The following is a 548-nucleotide window of genomic DNA, read 5'->3' on the forward strand; positions in this document are numbered from 1 at the left end:
GATCGGGAAGATCCCTGACGGGGGCGGCTGGCGTGCTCACGGACGGGACTCCGAGAACGCGCGAGCGGCCAAACGCGGGCCTGGCCGACGGGTCGGGTACACCTACCTGCACTCGGCGATCGACGGGTACACCCGCCTGGCCTACACCGAAGCGTTGGAGGACGAGAAGGCGGTGACCACGATCGGGTTCTTCTGCCGGGCGAGGGCGTTCTTCGCCGCCCACGGCATCACCGTGGACCGGGTGATCACGGACAACGGGAACAACTACCGGGCCGTGGACTTCACCGCGAAGGTGGTCTCGCTCGGGGGCCGGCACCACCGGATCCGCCCCTACACCCCGCGCCATAACGGGAAGGTCGAACGGTACAACCGGCTGATGGTCGATGAGGTCCTCTACGCCCGCCCGTACTCCTCAGAGCAAGCTCGGCGTGAGGCCCTGCAGGTGTGGGTGAACCACTACAACTACCATCGGCCTCATACCTCCTGCGGGGACGCCCCGCCAACCTCGTTGGCCCCGGCACGAGTCAACAACGTCATGACCTCTTACA

The 548-nt window shown here is 66.6% G+C and carries 1 protein-coding gene; it reads left to right on the forward strand.

The features are described from left to right. Window positions 1-548 (forward strand): integrase core domain-containing protein (locus ACTSKS_RS11035; protein WP_442927558.1); only part of this gene is annotated, 548 nt, incomplete at both ends.

It is taken from the genome of Micrococcus sp. TCR-5 (assembly GCF_052220525.1).
In the GTDB taxonomy this organism is placed as follows: Bacteria; Actinomycetota; Actinomycetes; order Actinomycetales; family Micrococcaceae; genus Micrococcus; species Micrococcus luteus.